This window comes from Bacillus sp. YH3-2-B2 (assembly GCF_053663335.1).
In genome coordinates, this window is sequence record NZ_JBSJQE010000004.1 from 129,667 (window position 1) to 144,991 (window position 15,325).

At 48.1% G+C, this 15,325-nt stretch carries 12 protein-coding genes; 9 read left to right on the plus strand and 3 right to left on the minus strand.

The genetic code is table 11. The annotated features are described in order from the left end of the window. Nucleotides 1-192 precede the first annotated feature (192 nt). From ACWJJX_RS15355 to ACWJJX_RS15395, 9 genes are all read left to right on the plus strand, one after another. Nucleotides 193-1,503, plus strand: coding sequence for an MFS transporter (locus tag ACWJJX_RS15355; RefSeq protein WP_454023098.1), 1,311 nt, complete (start codon nt 193-195; stop codon nt 1,501-1,503). Nucleotides 1,504-1,628: 125 nt separating this feature from the next. Continuing rightward, nucleotides 1,629-2,189 (plus strand): shikimate kinase, encoded by a 561-nt coding sequence (locus ACWJJX_RS15360; protein WP_003156609.1) that lies wholly within the window; start codon nt 1,629-1,631, stop codon nt 2,187-2,189. 144 nt (nt 2,190-2,333) lie between these two features. Further along, complete coding sequence (gene cah / locus ACWJJX_RS15365) at nt 2,334-3,290, plus strand: cephalosporin C deacetylase (protein ID WP_003156607.1); 957 nt, start codon at nt 2,334-2,336, stop codon at nt 3,288-3,290. 66 nt (nt 3,291-3,356) lie between these two features. After that, on the plus strand, nt 3,357-4,142 hold the full coding sequence (locus ACWJJX_RS15370; protein WP_003156605.1) for a nucleotidyltransferase domain-containing protein: 786 nt from the start codon (nt 3,357-3,359) through the stop codon (nt 4,140-4,142). A gap of 187 nt (nt 4,143-4,329) precedes the next feature. Next, nucleotides 4,330-5,241, plus strand: coding sequence for a proline dehydrogenase family protein (locus ACWJJX_RS15375; RefSeq protein WP_088037528.1), 912 nt, complete (start codon nt 4,330-4,332; stop codon nt 5,239-5,241). A 17-nt stretch (nt 5,242-5,258) separates the two neighbouring features. Continuing rightward, entirely contained in the window at nt 5,259-6,806 is a 1,548-nt protein-coding gene (gene pruA, locus ACWJJX_RS15380) for an L-glutamate gamma-semialdehyde dehydrogenase (protein WP_003156602.1), read from the plus strand. A gap of 91 nt (nt 6,807-6,897) precedes the next feature. Further along, nucleotides 6,898-8,352 (plus strand): sodium/proline symporter PutP, encoded by a 1,455-nt coding sequence (gene putP / locus ACWJJX_RS15385; protein WP_003156601.1) that lies wholly within the window; start codon nt 6,898-6,900, stop codon nt 8,350-8,352. A gap of 157 nt (nt 8,353-8,509) precedes the next feature. Then, the gene (locus tag ACWJJX_RS15390; protein ID WP_003156600.1) at nt 8,510-9,745 is read left to right on the plus strand and encodes a PucR family transcriptional regulator; all 1,236 of its coding nucleotides are present in this window, start codon (nt 8,510-8,512) and stop codon (nt 9,743-9,745) included. A gap of 198 nt (nt 9,746-9,943) precedes the next feature. Continuing rightward, nucleotides 9,944-10,954, plus strand: a complete 1,011-nt coding sequence (locus tag ACWJJX_RS15395) for an NAD(P)/FAD-dependent oxidoreductase (protein ID WP_121984612.1) — start codon at nt 9,944-9,946, stop codon at nt 10,952-10,954. Nucleotides 10,955-11,008: 54 nt separating this feature from the next. Here ACWJJX_RS15395 and cobA read toward each other — a convergent pair whose 3' ends face one another. The 3 genes from cobA to nasD all read right to left on the minus strand — a co-directional run bounded on the left by cobA (nt 11,009) and on the right by nasD (nt 15,273). Next, entirely contained in the window at nt 11,009-12,448 is a 1,440-nt protein-coding gene (gene cobA, locus ACWJJX_RS15400) for a uroporphyrinogen-III C-methyltransferase (RefSeq protein ID WP_454023099.1), read from the minus strand. A gap of 66 nt (nt 12,449-12,514) precedes the next feature. Further along, a complete protein-coding gene (gene nirD, locus ACWJJX_RS15405) occupies nt 12,515-12,835 on the minus strand; it encodes a nitrite reductase small subunit NirD (RefSeq protein ID WP_076851415.1) in 321 nt (106 codons plus the stop codon). Nucleotides 12,836-12,855: 20 nt separating this feature from the next. Then, nucleotides 12,856-15,273: an NADPH-nitrite reductase gene (nasD, locus tag ACWJJX_RS15410; protein ID WP_454023100.1), complete on the minus strand. Its 2,418-nt coding sequence runs from the start codon at nt 15,271-15,273 to the stop codon at nt 12,856-12,858. Nucleotides 15,274-15,325: the final 52 nt, after the last annotated feature.

The following is a 15,325-nucleotide window of genomic DNA, read 5'->3' on the forward strand; positions in this document are numbered from 1 at the left end:
CCGTAACTGTCTATCATATGTGTACTTTTCCCCGGGTGAGATACGGATAAACAGGTGAAAAGGGCAGACACTTTTATAAGCGGAGTGTCAGTGCGGCGCACAAATTGTTTAGCGCTTTTTTGCGTCAAAGTATTAAATAATTGACCGAAGTGTTGTACAATTAATTTCATTCGAGTAAGGGGGGAGAAGCCATTGAAAAATGAAACGGAGCTGACGGACTTCAGTCCCGTCCGCAATAAACCGACTCGCGCTCGTTATGTGATACTGTTTCTTTTGTTTTTTATCACTGCGATTAATTATATAGACCGTGCCAGTGTATCCATCGCCGCCCCGTCCATTCAGACATCGCTGAACATAAGCCCCGCGCTTTTGGGCGTCGTCTTTTCCGCATTCAGCTGGACCTATACGGGTATGCAGATTCCCGGCGGGCTCATTTTGGACAAATTCGGGTCAAAACGGACGTACGGCGTTTCTTTAATGATCTGGTCTGTTTTCACCGGAGTGCAGGCTTTTGCAGCCAGTTTCGGATTTTTATTCGGCTGCCGCCTGATTATCGGGCTGGCTGAATCGCCTGCGTTTCCGGCAAACAATCGGATTGTCACGACATGGTTTCCAAGGCGGGAACGCGCCTTTGCCACGGGTGTTTATACGGCGGGGGAATATGTGGGACTGGCGTTCGCCACACCGGTTTTATTCTGGGTGTTAACGGCATTTGACTGGCGCGCCGTCTTTATTTCCTCAGGGGTGCTCGGGCTTGTTTTCTCCGTTTTCTGGTTCAAAATGTATCACGAGCCGAATCGGTACCGGAAAGTGAACCGGGAAGAGCTTGATTATATTAGAGAAGGCGGCGGACTGACAGAGGTGTCTGAATCAGCCGGCAGGATCACGTGGCGGGATTTCGTCCAGCTTCTTAAATACCGCAAGCTTGTCGGCTTGTATATCGGCCAATTCGCCGTAGCCTCCACGCTGTTCTTCTTTTTGACATGGTTTCCGACTTATCTGGCGGAGGCAAAGCACATGGCATTCTTAAAAGTCGGCTTCGCCGCATCAATCCCGTATATCGCCGCCTTTTTCGGCGTATTGTTCGGCGGATATTGGTCTGACGGAATGGTGAAACGGGGCGTGTCGGTGAACGTTGCCCGGAAAACCCCCGTCATCCTCGGTCTTCTGCTGACAGGCTCCATCGTGCTCGCGAATGTTACGGATTCTGCTCCTGCGGTTTTGACGATCTTATCCATTGCTTCTTTTGCGCAGGGCATGTCCAATATATCCTGGACGATGCTGAGTGAGGTGGCGCCAAGCGAAACAATCGGATTGGCAGGAGGCGTGTTTAACTTTTTCGCCAATATGGCCGGCATTATCACCCCGCTTATCATCGGGTTTATCGTTTCTGCGACCGGTTCATATAACGGAGCGATTCTGTTTGTCGGCGCTGTCGCATTTATCGGGGCATTTTCTTATATTTTCATTGTCGGAAAGGTGGAACGCATTACGCTCCGATAGAAAGAAAAACTCATCTCTTCTTATAAAGGATGGGTTTTCTTTCATTGCATTATCTCTATATTTCAATATTGGGTTATCATATAATAAACATAACTTTTTCATTTCTTAGGAGGATTTCGCCGAAGATGAACGCAAAACGTGCCATTCCCGTAAGAGAAAGAAACATCGTACTGATCGGATTCATGGGTGTCGGAAAGACAACAATCGGCCAGCTGGTCGCTAAGAAATTATACAGAGACTTCATTGATATTGATTTGCAGATTGAGAAAGATTTCAATATGTCCATCCCTGAAATGTTTGAGAAAAAAGGTGAAGCCTTTTTCCGTCAGACTGAAAAGGACTATATATTAGATATCTGCCGCAATACGAAATTCAAGATCGTGTCACTTGGGGGCGGTTCGTTTAAACAAGAGGAAATCAGACAGTGCTGCCTTGAAAACTGTCTCGTGCTCCATCTTGATTTATCATGGGAGAATTGGAAGCAGCGGGCTGACCTGCTGATTGAAAGCCGTCCCGTTCTGCATAACCGTTCCATGGATGAAATGCAGCAGCTCTTTAACGAGCGCCAAAGCATCTATGATAAACATAATTCAAAAGTGGCGACGGATAATCTGGAACCAGAAGAAATCGCCGATTATATCGTAGAAACGTTAAAAATCGGCTGGGATCTGTATCAGCCGATGTAAAAAGAGCCGTGACGCTGTGAGCGTACGGCTTTTTTGTTTTCTTTTAAACAAACGTTTATTAAAATGTTTAGAAAATGAGTGTAAAATCGTGTTAAGATAGAGTCAGAAAATTAAATCTTATAAAACAAAGGAGAATAATCGGATATGCAATTATACGACTTGCCGCTCGACCAACTGCAAACCTATAAACCAAATAAAACCGCTCCTCATGACTTTTCGGATTTTTGGGCATCATCATTACATGAGCTTGCAAAGGTAGAGGCAAAGCCTGAATTGACGGCTGAAAGCTACCCGGCTGACGGCGTGAAAGTATTCCGGCTGACATACCGAAGCTTCGGCAAGGCGGAAATTGAGGGATGGTACGCCGTTCCCGACCGGCAAGGACCGCATCCGGCCATCGTGAAATATCACGGCTATAACGCGAGCTATGACGGGGATATACATGACATCGTAAATTGGGCGCTTCACGGATATGCCGCGTTCGGCATGCTTGTCCGCGGTCAGCACAGCAGCACAGATACAAGCGTCTCACCGCACGGACACGTTCCCGGCTGGATGACGAAAGGGATTTTAGATAAAGATACATATTATTACCGCGGCGTGTACTTAGACGCCGTCCGGGCTTTGGAAGTCATCAGCGGCTTTGATGAAGTGGATGAGACGAGAATCGCCGTCATCGGGGGGAGCCAGGGAGGCGGACTTTCAATCGCCGCGGCGGCACTATCTGACATTCCGAGAGCGGTTGCGGCCGATTATCCTTATTTAAGCAATTTTGAGCGGGCCATTGATGTCGCTCTTGATGAGCCGTATCTTGAAATTAACTCCTTTTTCAGAAAGAACGGCAGCCCTGAAACGGAGAAGGCCGCGATGAATACACTGGCCTATTTTGATATCATGAATCTGGCGGACCGCGTAAAAGTTCCGGTGCTCATGTCCATCGGGCTGATTGACCGCGTGACTCCGCCGTCGACGGTGTTTGCCGCTTACAATCATCTGGAAACGGAAAAAGAATTGAAGGTGTACCGATATTTCGGACATGAATACATACCTTCTTTCCATACGGAAAAGCTGGCCTTTCTGAAAGCGCATCTGAAAGGCTGACCGACAGCGAAAAGCCCAAGTACTTGGGCTTTTTTCAGGAATGATCACGGAAAAGGACGGATACAGATGAAACAAAGGATCATCGAAGAATTAAAACGAATTGAAGCACAGCACGGCGTCAAGGTGCTTTACGCCGTAGAATCAGGGAGCCGCGCATGGGGATTTCCGTCAAGCGACAGCGACTACGATGTGCGGTTTCTCTATGTGCCGAAAAAAGAATGGTACTTTTCGATCGAACCGCATAGGGATGTCATAGAAGAGCCGATTCATGACATGCTTGACATCAGCGGCTGGGAACTGAGAAAAGCGCTGCGGCTTTTTAAAAAATCAAATCCGCCTCTTTTGGAATGGCTCTCTTCTGAGATGATCTATTATGAAGCTTTCTCAGCGGCTGAAAAGCTTCGAAAACTGAAAATCCGCGCCTTTTCGCCTGAAGCCGGCATTTATCATTATCTCAATATGGCAAAACGGAATGAAAAAACGGAATTGCAGGGCAGTGAAGTGAAGATTAAAAAGTATTTTTATGTTTTGCGTCCTCTCCTTGCCTGCAGATGGATTGAAACGTTCGGCTCCGTACCGCCGATGTCATTTCCCGTACTGGCCGATGCCTTATTGACGGATGAAGCGCTCATTTCTGAAATCAATACACTGCTTACAAGGAAAAAAAGCGGTCAGGAGCTGGCTCCGGAACCGAGAAATACGATCATTCACGGTTTTATAGAAGAAGAAATAGAACGCATCGGGCACTATGTCAAAACGATCAAAACACCGAAACCTGACATAACGGAGGAACTGAATCAGCTATTGATTCAGACCGTCGAAGAGGCGTGGGGGGAAAAAGGCGGAAATTGACGATTGCCGTCATTTCCGTCCGCCTTTTTTCGGCATAATCCGCCTGCTATCTAAGAAGCTGATTGTGGTAAAACCACAAAAATTTATCAGAATCTTTGTATTTTTAGAATATTGTGAGAGGATGTTTTGTCCATTTACAATAGACTCATACAAATACTTCTTAGATTGCGGGGTGTTAAGGTTGGAAGTGATTACAAGAGATTTTTTCTTATTTTTATCCAAGAGCAGCTTTCTCAATAAGATGGCGCGAAGCTGGGGAAGCCGTGTGGCAGCCGGCAAAATCATCGGAGGAATGGATTTCCGCAGTTCTATCCCGACAATCCGACATTTGAACAGCCAGGGGCTGTCAGTTACTGTCGATCATTTGGGGGAATTTGTCAACAGCGGTGACGTTGCGAAAGAACGCACCGAGGAGTGCATGCAGACCATCGCCTTAATTGCTGATGAACAGCTGAATTCCCAAGTGTCATTAAAAATGACGTCTTTAGGTCTTGATATAGATCTCGATCTCGTCTATGAAAATATGACGAAAATCCTCCAGACGGCTGAAAAACATAAAGTCATGGTGACGATTGACATGGAAGATGAAACGAGATGCCAGAAAACGCTGGATATCTTTAAAGACTTCCGGAGCCGGTATGAATATGTAAGCACCGTGGTGCAGGCTTATCTGTACAGAACGGAGAAGGATCTTGATGACCTCAGCCCGCTGAATCCGTTTCTGCGGCTTGTCAAAGGAGCCTATAAAGAATCGGAAAAGGTGGCCTATCCTGAAAAAAGCGACGTCGATGAAAATTATAAAAGACTCATCCGCAAACAGCTTTTAAAAGGACATTATACGGCAGTCGCCACGCATGATGACAAAATGATCGAGTTTACAAAACAGCTTGCCGAAGAGCACGGCATTCCAAACGACCGTTTTGAGTTTCAGATGCTGTACGGCATGCGCTCGCAAACCCAGCTCAGCCTGGTGGAAGAAGGATACCGCATGAGAGTCTACCTGCCTTACGGGGATGACTGGTACGGCTATTTCATGAGACGGCTCGCCGAACGCCCCTCAAACATCGCATTCGCCTTTAAAGGAATGACTAAGAAGTAAAAAAGGGAGAGATGACAATGACTACACCTTATAAACACGAACCATTCACGAATTTCCAAGATCAATCGAACGTTGAAGAATTTAAGAAAGCGCTTGCGACGGTAAATGAGTATCTGGGAAAAGATTATCCGCTCGTCATCAACGGTGAAAAGGTAGAGACGGAAGCGAAAATCGTATCCATTAACCCTGCAGACAAAGAAGAAGTCGTCGGAAAAGTGTCAAAGGCGTCCCAGGAGCACGCTGAGCAGGCGATTGAAGCGGCTGCGAAAGCGTTCGAAGAGTGGAGATACACATCCCCTGAAGAAAGAGCGGCCGTTTTGTTCCGCGCGGCTGCCAAAGTCCGCCGCAGAAAGCACGAATTCTCCGCCCTGCTCGTCAAGGAAGCCGGAAAACCTTGGAATGAAGCTGATGCGGATACGGCGGAAGCCATCGACTTTATGGAATACTACGCGCGCCAGATGGTTGAATTGGCAAAAGGCAAGCCGGTCAACAGCCGCGAAGGCGAGAAGAACCAATATGTCTACACACCGACCGGCGTAACGGTCGTCATTCCGCCATGGAACTTCCTCTTTGCGATTATGGCGGGAACGACGGTGGCACCGATCGTAACGGGCAACACGGTCGTTCTTAAACCGGCAAGCGCGACACCGGTCATCGCGGCGAAATTCGTAGAAGTGCTTGAGGAATCAGGTCTTCCGAAGGGCGTTGTCAACTTTGTGCCGGGAAGCGGAGCGGAAGTGGGAGACTATCTCGTCGATCACCCGAAAACAAGCATCATTACGTTTACGGGATCACGTGAAGTCGGTACGAGAATTTTCGAACGCGCGGCGAAAGTGCAGCCGGGCCAGCAGCACTTAAAGCGTGTTATCGCTGAAATGGGCGGTAAAGATACGGTTGTTGTCGATGAGGACGCGGACATTGAATTGGCGGCTCAATCCATCTTTACATCAGCATTCGGCTTCGCTGGACAAAAATGTTCTGCAGGTTCACGTGCAGTTGTCCATGAAAAAGTGTATGATCAAGTATTAGAGCGCGTCATCGAAATCACTGAATCAAAAGTGACGGCAAGCCCTGACAGCGCTGACGTGTATATGGGACCTGTCATCGACCAAGGTTCTTACGACAAGATCATGAGCTACATTGAAATCGGAAAAGAAGAAGGCCGTTTAGTAAGCGGCGGCACCGGAGATGATTCAAAAGGCTACTTTATCAAGCCGACGATCTTCGCTGACCTTGATCCGAAAGCCAGACTCATGCAGGAAGAAATTTTCGGGCCGGTCGTGGCGTTTTCTAAAGTATCAAACTTTGATGAAGCGCTGGAAGTGGCCAACAATACTGAATACGGTTTGACAGGCGCGGTCATTACAAATAACCGCAAACATATTGAACGGGCGAAACAGGAATTCCATGTCGGCAACCTGTACTTCAACCGCAATTGTACGGGAGCGATTGTCGGCTACCATCCGTTCGGAGGCTTCAAAATGTCCGGCACTGATTCAAAAGCGGGCGGCCCGGATTATTTGGCCCTCCACATGCAGGCGAAAACAATCAGTGAAATGTTTTAAGAGGGACTGAATGGGCATCCTCCTCGCGGGGGGTGTCCATTTCACCATAAACATATAAAGCGGAGGAGGAAATGCCATAGCAAACATTCAGTTGATTATTTCCATTTGTATTTATATGGCGGGCATGCTGTTTATCGGTTATTTCGCCTACAGACGGACGTCAAATCTGACGGATTACATGCTCGGGGGGCGTTCTTTAGGCCCTGCCGTCACAGCGCTCAGCGCGGGGGCGGCGGATATGAGCGGATGGCTCTTGATGGGGCTTCCGGGCGCCATGTTCTCAACGGGATTAAGCGGCGCTTGGATTGTGATCGGGCTTGTGCTCGGGGCGTGGGCGAACTGGCTTTTCGTCGCGCCGAGACTGAGAACGTATACCGAAAAAGCGGGGAATTCCATCACCATTCCGGGTTTCCTTGAAAACCGTTTCGGTGATCATACGAAGCTTCTCAGACTGTTTTCGGGTCTCGTCATTCTCGTCTTTTTCACTTTTTACGTATCATCCGGCATGGTGTCCGGAGGTGTTTTATTCAACAGCATTTTAGGGTTGAATTACCACACGGGACTGTGGGTCGTGACAGGCGTCGTTGTCGCCTACACCTTGTTCGGGGGCTTTTTGGCGGTAAGCTGGACGGACTTTGTTCAAGGGATCATTATGTTTGCGGCGCTTATTCTTGTGCCGATTGTGACGATTTTCCATACGGGCGGCCCGGGGGAAACCGTTGCCGATATCCGTTCCGTCAACCCGGAACTGTTTAATATGTTCAAAGGGACGACCGTCCTCGGCATTATTTCTTTATTTGCGTGGGGGCTCGGCTATTTCGGGCAGCCGCATATTATTGTGCGTTTTATGGCGATCACATCTGTGAAAGAGATCAAACGCGCCAGACGGATCGGAATGGGATGGATGATTTTGTCTGCACTCGGCGCGCTGTTTACGGGTCTTGCGGGAATCGCGTATTACCACCAGCGCGGGTTGAAGCTGGCTGATCCGGAAACCATTTTTATTCAGCTCGGCAACATTCTGTTCCACCCGATTATTACGGGATTTCTCATTTCTGCGATTTTAGCGGCCATTATGAGTACGATTTCGTCTCAGCTGCTCGTTACGTCCAGTTCTTTAGTAGAGGATTTGTATAAGTCCATGTTCAGGCGTTCAGCTTCTGATAAGGAACTCGTATTTCTGGGGAGAATGGCAGTGCTTGCGGTGTCAATCATCGCTTTAGTGCTCGCCTGGGAGAAAAACAACACGATACTTGGTCTTGTCAGCTATGCATGGGCGGGATTCGGCGCTTCATTCGGGCCGGTCGTACTGCTCAGTTTATTTTGGAAACGGATGACGAAATGGGGGGCACTCGCCGGCATGATTGCGGGAGCGATTACCGTAATCATTTGGGCGAATGCCGGTCTTTCAGACTTTTTGTACGAAATCATTCCGGGCTTTGCTGTAAGCCTTGCCGCTGTATTTGTTGTCAGCTTATTGACACAGGCTCCGTCAAAAGATGTCACAGATCAGTTTCATGACTACCGTGATACACTTTCTCAATAAAAGCAAGGAACGAGAGGAAGAAGGGACCGCCCTTTTTCCTCTTTTCACGATACAGGCTTTCGGATCATTCCGTTTTGGGAGTATATGAATTTTTTTCTATACAAAAAGTCACCCCTCAGAGTATGATAAAGATAAAAAGAGCATAGGAGAAATAGGTATGGAAGAGCTTTTAGAGAGAGTTTTTTCATTTACGGACATTGATAAATTAATTGATTTCATCAGTTATGAATTGCAGAAGCCCGTTATTCTGGAAAGCGCGGATTTCTTTTTGCTTGCCTATAATTCTTATTACATTAATCACTTCGACTCCGCCAACCAGCAGACGATATTCTCAAAAAAATGCCCCGTGCAGATTTTTGAAAGGTTTCTGAAGGACGGGGTGATCGAAAAGCTGAAAACCGTTCCTGAACCGTTCCGTGTCGAAAAAATAGACAGTATCGGATTGAATCAGAGAGTGGTTGTAAGCGCAAAACATAAAGGGGAAGTGATGGGCTACATCTGGATTCAGGAGCTCGACCGAAACTTGACGGACGAGGAGCTCGATTTTTTATATGAAACTTCATTCCATGTCGGAAAAATCATCTACAAAACGAACCGGCTGAAACAGGAAAAAGAAGAGAGAGCGGAAGACCTGGTGAAACGGGCGATCTTTCAGCAATTCTCCTCTGAAAAGGAGTTCAGGCGGGAAGCGGAAAAGATGAACGCCGTGCTGCCGTCGGTTTTTTCGGTAGTCGTCCTGCACGCCGCGAATGGGGATGGGGAGGCAGTCGAAGATGTAAAGGAAAATATCAAATCGTACTTGAATTTGCGGGATAAAGTCAGCCACGTCTTAACCATTGATTCCAATATTGTCATCGTCGTCGCAAGCTTCTCGCAAAAAAGCTCCGGCACTTCGGCAGCATCTGAATTCATCCACAAACTGCTGACTCATTTTCACTTTCAGAAGATCCCCACTCCCATCTATATCGGAATCGGCAATGAATACAGCAGCATCCTGAAGCTCGGGAAAAGTTATATAGAAGCCCTTGAAGTCATAAAGGCCGCCGAAATTACCGGAAATCAGGAAAATATCCCGTACGAATACAGTAAGCTCGGGATTTACCGCTATCTTGAAAGCATCGAAGAAAAAAACGCCTCACTGGAATATGTAAACGATGATTTAGCGTTATTAAAAGCCAAAGACAGAGAAAGCAGCACCGAACTGCTGAAAACGTTAGAAATCTATCTCCTCAATAACTGCAAAACAAAACCAGCCGCAGAACAGCTTTTTATTCATCAAAACACATTGAACTACCGCATCAAACAGATTCTTGACATGACATCAATTAATTTAAACGACTTCAGGACAAGGTGCCAGCTGTATCTCGATATCATGCTGATGAAAAAGAGATAAAAAAGAAACCAGTCGCCGTACTGGTTTCAGTTTTAATACCTTCCCGCTTATCAATCTCAGAACCTCACTTCTGAATCACTCCTTTCCCGCAAGATGAGAAATGAATAAACACTGCTCCTCAATATGTGTTATACTTTCATTGATATTGATTCTCAATTAAAAATGTATGAAGTATAGATATAAACGGGAGGCAGAACGATGGCGGAAAATCATGAGGTGTATGACGTCACGATTATAGGCGGAGGTCCGATCGGCCTGTTTGCGGCTTTTTATTGCGGGATGCGGGAGCTGAAAACGAAGGTGATCGAGTTTTTACCGCGGCTCGGAGGGAAGGTGTCTATGTTTTTCCCTGAAAAAATCATCCGTGATATCGGCGGAATACCCGGGATTGCCGGGGAACAGCTGATTAAGCAGCTGAAGGAGCAGGCGGCGACATTTGAGCCGGATATCGTGTTGAATCAGCGGGTGACCGGATTTGAACGGCTGGAAGACGGAACCATTGTGCTCGAAAGTTCCAAAGGGGAAAAGCACTATACGCGCACGGTGATTTTGGCCGTCGGCATGGGGACGCTTGAGGTCAATGAACTTGACAGCGCGGATGCGAGCCGGTATTCAGGAAAGAACCTTCATTATAAGGTGGAGAAGCTTGATGCGTTTCGAGATAAGCATGTCGTGATTTCCGGAGGGGGAGATACCGCGGTTGACTGGGCGAATGAGCTGGAACCGATTGCGGCGTCTGTTACCATCTTGCACCGCCGTAAGGAGTTCGGCGGTTTGGAAAGCAGCGTGGCGAAAATGAAGCGGTCTTCCGTGCGGGTGCTTGCGCCGTATCGTCTGAAGCATCTCAATGGCACCGGGGAACGGATCGAGAGCGTCACCGTTTGTCAAACTGAGTCCGGACTTTCTGAAGTCATCAAGCTTGATGAGCTCATTATCAACCACGGGTTTAAAATTGATCTCGGTCCGATGAAGGACTGGGGGCTTGAGATAGAAGAAGGCAGGATTAAAGCTGACAGACATATGCGGACGAATCTTCCGGGCGTGTTTGTCGCCGGTGACGCCGCCCATTATGAAAGCAAGCTCAGATTGATTGCCGGCGGTTTCACGGAGGGGCCGACCGCCGTGAACAGCGCCAAAGCCTATTTGGACCCGCAGGCGGATCAGATGGCGATGTATTCGACTCATCATAAAAAATTGGTGACACAATAAAAAAGGGCTGACCCCCGATGCTGGGCCCGGGGGTCAGAAAAGCATTCCGGCGTATCAGCTGTGAACGAGCATGTCTTTCATTTCATTTCGTATAAACGCAAATAACTGTTCCTGATTTTTCACGGCGGTAAACCCGCAGCCGGCGGGGACGTCTTCGCCCATGCAGATGACGGGAGGGCGGTTTCCTGACGGATTCGGTGATATGCCGATTTGTTTTCCGGCGCTGATCAAATGCTGAGCGGATTCTTTGCCCGTACAGATAATCATTTGCAGAGGAGACTCACTGATCGTGCGTTCGATCATGGAAGTGAACCGCTCATCCGCGATATGTTCATGGGTGATATAAAACGGGCATGATTTTGAGTCTGACAAGTTTTCTGCTGCTTGACGGCTTCCTACAATGAGCGAATGCGGAGAATCATTTTGCCATTCGGATAGGAGAAAGCCCCGTTTTGTCAGTTCCGTCTTTGCGGCTTCGGTCGCTGCATTCAGGCTTGCGGTCACCCGGCGGATGTCGATCTGCTTGAAAGCCAGTGTGTCAAAGAATTCGCATACCGCAAGGCGTGATGTGAAAAATAGTTGTTCAAAGGTGCTGATCTGTTTCAGGATGTTTTCGTTTGCGGGCATTTTTTTAACGATCCGCTTCGGCCATTCAATAACATCGGCGCCATACTCGCGCAGCTTGTCTGTCAGTGTATGTACATCATCGCCATGAGTGACAACCATGATATGCCGCCCGATGAAGGGTTTGCTTTCAAACCAGCTGTGTGTTTGAAAATTGACAATATCACCAATGACGATAATGGCAGGGTTGGTGATGTTTTGGCTTTGAACTTTGTCATGGATATCCTGAAGCGTTCCTTTAACACTCCGCTGCCGCCCCCACGTTCCCCATTGAATGACGAGTACGGGAACGGAAGGGGATTTTCCGTACTCCATAAGCTTCCGGCATATAAATGACAGATTTTTAACGCCCATGTAAAACACAAGCGTTTGAACGCTTCGGGCAAGCCCTTCCCAGTCGAGATTCGGCCTGCCTTGCAATGATGTATCATGAGCGGTGATCATCGCGAAGGACGAAGCGAAATCACGATGGGTAACGGGGACTCCCGCATATAGCGGCGCTGCAATTCCCGAGGTGATGCCGGGCACCATTTCGTAGCGGATGCCATGCTGATGAAGCGCCTCTGCTTCTTCGCCGACCCTGCCGAACACACTTGGGTCTCCGCCTTTCAAGCGGACGACGGTGTAGCCCTCCGCCGCTTTTTCTATCAGCAGGGCATTTATCTCAGACTGTTTCATAAAATGGCGGTCGGGCAGCTTTCCGCAATAAATGAACCGGCAGTCCGGTGAGGCGTATTCTAGAAACTTTGGGTTTGCGAGCCGGTCATACAAAATGATATCCGCTTTCTCCAGAGCCTGTTTTCCTTTTACGGTGATCAGCCCCGGGTCTCCTGGTCCGGCACCGACAAAATATACGATTCCGTTTTTCATGATGGCGTCATCCCTTCAGCAATTTAAAAAATGAAGGACCACTTGAAAAAGTGATCCGGTCTTTGATCAATACAGGAGGTATACATTCTCTCCTTCGATCAGTGTTTCGTATGTTTTGACACAGCCATGGTCCGGCTCTTGGACTTTTCCGTCTCCTAAGGAAATTTTCCAGTCATGCATCGGGCAGAAGACGTATTCTCCGCTGACGATGCCTTCAGCCAGGACGCCTCCTTTATGGGGACAGCGGTTTTCGACGGCGCGGACGTTCCCGTCAGAAAGCTTAAATACGGCAAGCTCTTTATCTTCTATATATACGGTTTTTCCTAACTCCTCGGGTAATTCGTTTACTCTGCCTATGCAAACCTTTGTCATATCTTTATTAACCATGTCCGTTCCCCCTTACTGTTTTATGAAGTCGTGACGACATTTTCGAATAGATCTTTAGATGCTTTTTTATCTTTAAGAAAGTATTGCCACGGATCTTTGTGGACAGAGAGTGTCTCATTCATTCTGTCGTTGAGCTCCTGCCGTTTTTCCGGATCGTTTAATACGGATTGGACATGAGATAAACCGACGCGCTCAAGCCATGCGGATGTCCGCTCCAGATAGTTTGCCGTTTCTCTGTAGTACTGAAGGTAAGCACCCGCGTATTCTAAGACTTCTTCATTCGTTTTTACTTTCATCAGCAAATCACCGGCGCGCAAATGGGTTCCGCCGTTTCCGCCGACATAAAGCTCCCAGCCTCCGTCGATGCCGACAACGCCAAGGTCCTTAATGCCTGATTCCGCACAGTTCCGCGGGCAGGCGGACACGGCCATTTTAACCTTATGAGGCGTATTGAGCCCTTCGAATTTTTTCTCAAGCGCAATACCCAGTGCCATGGAATCTTGCGTCCCGAAGCGGCAGAATTGTTCGCCTACGCACGTTTTTACCGTGCGGAGTGTTTTTCCGTACGCGTAGCCTGACGGCATATCAAGCTCGGCCCATACTTTCGGCAGATCTTCTTTTTTAACGCCGATGAGATCAATTCGCTGGCCGCCGGTCATTTTAACGAGCGGGATCTCATATTTGTCGACGACATCGGCGATCTTGCGGAGATCTTGAGAGTTGGTTACGCCCCCGTACATCCGGGGAACGACTGAGTATGTTCCGTCTTTTTGAATATTGGCGTGCATCCGTTCGTTCACAAAACGGGATGTTCTGTCATCCTCGTATGTAGCCGGATTAATCATGCCTAAGTAGTAGTTGAGGGCAGGCCGGCATTTGGAGCAGCCTTCCGGCGTTTTCCAGCCGAGCACGTTCATGATTTCTCTCGTATGTGAGAGCCCTTTGGCTTTGATTTCTTCTACGACTTCATCTCTCGACAGTGAGGTACAGCCGCAAATCGCTTCTTTTTGCGCGGATGAGTCAAATTCTGATCCCAGTGTATATTGAAGAATGTCTTCTACGAGCGGTTTACAGCCTCCGCAGGAACGGGATGCCCCGGTGCATGCTTTGATTTCGTCCGTTGATGTGCAGCCTTTTTCCTGAATGGCTTGAATAATGGCACCTTTTGAAACGCCGTTGCAGCCGCAGATGATTTCATCGTCGCTCATCGCCGCGGTCATGCTTGCGCCTGCTTCCTGATCAAGAGGCTGTAAGATTGATATTTTGGAGGTTTCAGAGATATCTGCTTCTTTTTGAATCATAGAAAACAGGCGGTTGCCTTCGCTGCTGTCTCCGAACAAAACAGCGCCGACAATTTGATTGCCCCTCAGGACGATTTTTTTATAAATGCCGTCCTGTTCATCGAACACTTTTATTGCCTTTTTGTCCTCTGATTCATCAAAGTCGCCGGCAGAGAAGACCTCGACGCCTGATACCTTTAATTGAGTGGAGAGAACGGAGCCTTCGTACGGTTTTGTTTCAATGCCGCAAATATGTTTGGCCAGCACTTTTGCCTGTTCATAGAGCGGCGCCACAAGACCGTACGCGATTCCGCGGTGCTCGGCACATTCACCGACCGCGTAAATGTGCGGAATTTCAGTCTGCATATAATCGTTGACAATGATTCCGCGGTTTACCGGGATGCCGCTTTCTGTGCCAAGCTGTGTATTCGGGCGGATGCCGACCGCCATGACGACCAGATCAGCTTCGATGCTTGTGCCGTCTTTAAAGCGTACGCCTTTGACACGGTCAGTACCGAGAATTTCTTCGGTTTGTTTTTCAAGGAAAAATGTCATGCCTTGTTTTTCTAACTCGTTTTGCAGCAGGCGTCCCGCCGCTGCGTCAAGCTGGCGCTCCATCAGGAATGGGGCGAGGTGGATGACAGACACGTCCATGCCGAGATTCAGCAGTCCGCGCGCGGCTTCCAAACCCAGCAGTCCTCCGCCGATGACGGCTGCTTTTTTATATTGTTTTGACGCGGCGAGCATCGTGTCGGTATCTTTTATGTCCCGGAATGCCGTGACGCCTTGTTTGTCTGCGCCCGGAATCGGAAGGATAAAAGGGACAGAGCCTGTCGCCAGGATGAGTTCATCGTAAGGCTGGATTCTGTCTGCATCGGTGATGACGGTTTGGTTTTCCGTGTCGACTTTGATGACTGTTTCACCGGTATACAGCTGAATGTTGTTTTCTTTGTACCAGTTCCAATCGTTTAACGTAATGTCTTGAATGTCGGTATCGCCTTGCAGCACTTTTGACAGAAGGATTCGGTTATAGTTGGGATGAGGTTCGGCCCCGAATATTGTAATCTCAAATTCGTCTTTTGAAACACGCAGTATTTCTTCAATCGCTCTTACCCCGGCCATTCCATTTCCAACAAGGACTAGCTGTTTTTTTCCCATCAGATGATCCGCTCCTTATCTTTGTTTTTTTCAGCGTAGCACAGCAAAAACA

Bases quoted from the DNA above. Each gene is read 5' to 3' on its own strand.
- ACWJJX_RS15360 (WP_003156609.1), top strand. From the start codon at position 1,629: ATGAACGCAAAACGTGCCATTCCCGTAAGAGAAAGAAACATCGTACTG.
- cah (WP_003156607.1), top strand. From the start codon at position 2,334: ATGCAATTATACGACTTGCCGCTCGACCAACTGCAAACCTATAAACCA.
- ACWJJX_RS15370 (WP_003156605.1), top strand. From the start codon at position 3,357: ATGAAACAAAGGATCATCGAAGAATTAAAACGAATTGAAGCACAGCAC.
- pruA (WP_003156602.1), top strand. From the start codon at position 5,259: ATGACTACACCTTATAAACACGAACCATTCACGAATTTCCAAGATCAA.
- ACWJJX_RS15390 (WP_003156600.1), top strand. From the start codon at position 8,510: ATGGAAGAGCTTTTAGAGAGAGTTTTTTCATTTACGGACATTGATAAA.
- ACWJJX_RS15395 (WP_121984612.1), top strand. From the start codon at position 9,944: ATGGCGGAAAATCATGAGGTGTATGACGTCACGATTATAGGCGGAGGT.
- cobA (WP_454023099.1), bottom strand. From the start codon at position 12,448: ATGAAAAACGGAATCGTATATTTTGTCGGTGCCGGACCAGGAGACCCG.
- nirD (WP_076851415.1), bottom strand. From the start codon at position 12,835: ATGGTTAATAAAGATATGACAAAGGTTTGCATAGGCAGAGTAAACGAA.
- nasD (WP_454023100.1), bottom strand. From the start codon at position 15,273: ATGGGAAAAAAACAGCTAGTCCTTGTTGGAAATGGAATGGCCGGGGTA.